Raw genomic sequence first — 2473 nt, forward strand, 5'->3', positions numbered from 1 at the left:
CGGTACCAGTGGTACAACGGGTACAACGGGTACAACGGGTACAAGCGGTACGACTGGCACGGGTACAAGCGGTACAACCGATACCACTGGTACGGGTACAAGCGGTACAAGCGGTACAAGCGGTACAAGTGGTACGACTGGCACGGGTACAAGCGGTACAAGCGGTACAAGCGGTACAAGTGGTACGACTGGCACGGGTACAAGCGGTACAAGTGGTACGACTGGCACGGGTACAAGCGGTACAAGTGGTACGACTGGCACGGGTACAAGCGGTACGAGTGGCATCGGCACAACGGGTACAACCGGTACGAGTGGCACGGGTACAACCGGTACAAGTGGTACGGGTACAAGCGGTACAACAGGTACAACCGATACGACTGGTACAGGTACAACCGATACGACTGGTACAGGTACAAGCGGTACAAGCGGTACGGGTACAACCGGTACAACGGGTACAACCGGTACGAGTGGCACCGGCACAACGGGTACCACATCGACTTCGGCTGATACTAATTCAGGAGTTTTGAGTGCTCGGCGCGATAGCCCCAACAATTTCGGGTGGCTGGGTGCCCTGGGTGCATTTGGTTTGATCAACTTGTTTAGGAAAGGCAGTACACCCTCCCATCGGTAATTTCGGGCGATTCCCTACGGGATAGCTTCGCTTCACGTACTTTTGAATACAACTTAGAGGCTTAGAAAGTCATGACTTCACTCAATCGCAAAAGTTTGCTCAAAAAATTGGTAACAGTTGCCGGAATTGCCGGCGTTAGTTCCTTGATAGCTGTGCCGGGATTCGCAGAATTAAACCGCCAGACTCACGGCTTCAACCAGTCGGGGGAGCGAGTTTTTGATCTTGCTGATAGCGACTTAAACGATCCTAATTCTCCGGGAGCTCCTGCTACAGATAGAAACAACAACAACAATCCTGGCGGTTCTTCCAACACTCCAAATACCCCCACTAACAACAATCCTGGCGGTTCTCCCAACACTCCAAATACTCCCACCAACAACACTCCTGGCCGTTCTCCAAATAGCCCCATCAACAACACTCCCAGCCGTTCTCCCAACACTCCAACAGGTGGCCAAACTTCGCCTAATTCTCTCAGCAGCCAAGACAGAAACTTTGTCATGCAAGCAGGTCAACTTGGTATGCTGGAAGTGGAGCTCGGGAGATTGGCAGTCCAGCGCGGTTCTAGTGCTGGTGTGAAACAATACGGGCAAGAAATGGTTGAGGAACACACTCGGGCAAATCAAGAGCTGATGCAGTTAGTAATGCAAAAGCAGGTTGAATTGCCAACCGAGATGAGTACCCAGAACACAGCTTTGATGGATCGACTTTCGGGACTCTCCGGTACAAGTTTTGACACTGCTTACAAGCAGGCTATGATCGAGAGCCACAATCAGGCTATTGCTCTGTTTCAGGCTCAATCTCAACAGGGACAAGATCCCGACTTGAAGGCTTGGGCCACCCAGAAGTTGCCGAACCTTCAGGCGCACTTGCAAATGGTTAACCAAATGTTGGCAGATACCAGCCAGCCATAATATGAAGTAGAGTGCGATCGCCTAAAAGCCAATCGCACTCTACCTCTTATGCTCGGAGAGGGAACAGTAATAAATTCTTTTAAACCCTATAATTTTTGAGAAAAATGGAAGATTTTCTCCGTAACTTGTTGGGCAACAATATTACAGCAACCTGGCTGTTCTTAATCGTAGGGTTTTGCTGGATTGCTTACATACCTGGTCGCCTAAGAAATTAAAAATTGTCAATTAAAACTTAAAAATTAAGTAGATAGGCGCAAATAAATCTTACCATCAAACAGATCTATTGTAGGATGGGTCAGAGCCTCAAATTTCCTACAAAATTTCATGCCATATCTCTGACGCAGCCTACAGCTTAGTCTAAATTAATCATTTTTTAACAGATAGGCGTTCGATCGCCCGATCGCGAAAACAAGCAAGTGCGATCGGGCGATTTATTCAAACAACACCAAATTAATTAGTCCTCAGTTTCCACAAAAACACTCACAGCCGCCACAGCGATTAGCATCTCATCATTTTTATCATTCAGAGAGGTGATCGCCCTTCCTGGGACAATCATGCCTCCTTGCTCCACAATCAGAGTTTTGCTGCCAAAAGGCAGCACCGCCAACACCTCCTGTTCCCGCACCTGTTCCGGGTAAGGAACAGCCACCTTAACCTCAACAATCATCTGATTCGGGTCAGTCAAACCCGCCACTTCCCAGACGCCTAGGAGAGCATTATGGGCGATCGCATTCCGTACAGCCCTTGCACAGGCTACAGTCGGTTCCTGCCCGTGCTGGTCTATACCCATCCCCATTTCAATGATGAAACATTTACGTGCCATAGTTGTCCCTTGGTTTATTTTTGTTTGTAGTCGTTAGCGTTAGCGAAGCGATCCGAAGGAAAGCCCGCCCCTTGTATCTTAAAAGAGTTGGTGTAGCGATCGTACCGT

Annotated in this window: 2 protein-coding genes and 1 pseudogene; 2 read left to right on the forward strand and 1 reads right to left on the reverse strand. The window is 48.9% G+C overall.

Annotated features, from left to right (window positions below; translation table 11 throughout):
- Together QUA24_RS03435 and QUA24_RS03440 are read left to right on the forward strand one after the other, a co-directional pair.
- Positions 1-631: pseudogene (locus QUA24_RS03435) on the forward strand (hypothetical protein); the annotation flags it as partial.
- A gap of 71 nt (positions 632-702) precedes the next feature.
- Positions 703-1542 carry a DUF4142 domain-containing protein gene (locus tag QUA24_RS03440; protein ID WP_333227217.1) on the forward strand — a complete coding sequence of 280 codons (840 nt, stop codon included), beginning with the start codon at positions 703-705 and terminating at the stop codon, positions 1540-1542.
- A gap of 454 nt (positions 1543-1996) precedes the next feature.
- Here the strand turns inward: QUA24_RS03440 and QUA24_RS03445 are convergent, their stop codons facing one another.
- The gene (locus QUA24_RS03445) at positions 1997-2365 is read right to left on the reverse strand and encodes a Lin0512 family protein (protein ID WP_333227219.1); all 369 of its coding nucleotides are present in this window, start codon (positions 2363-2365) and stop codon (positions 1997-1999) included.
- Positions 2366-2473: the final 108 nt, after the last annotated feature.

This window comes from Microcoleus sp. Pol12B5 (assembly GCF_036701335.1).
Classification (GTDB): Bacteria; Cyanobacteriota; Cyanobacteriia; order Cyanobacteriales; family Microcoleaceae; genus Microcoleus.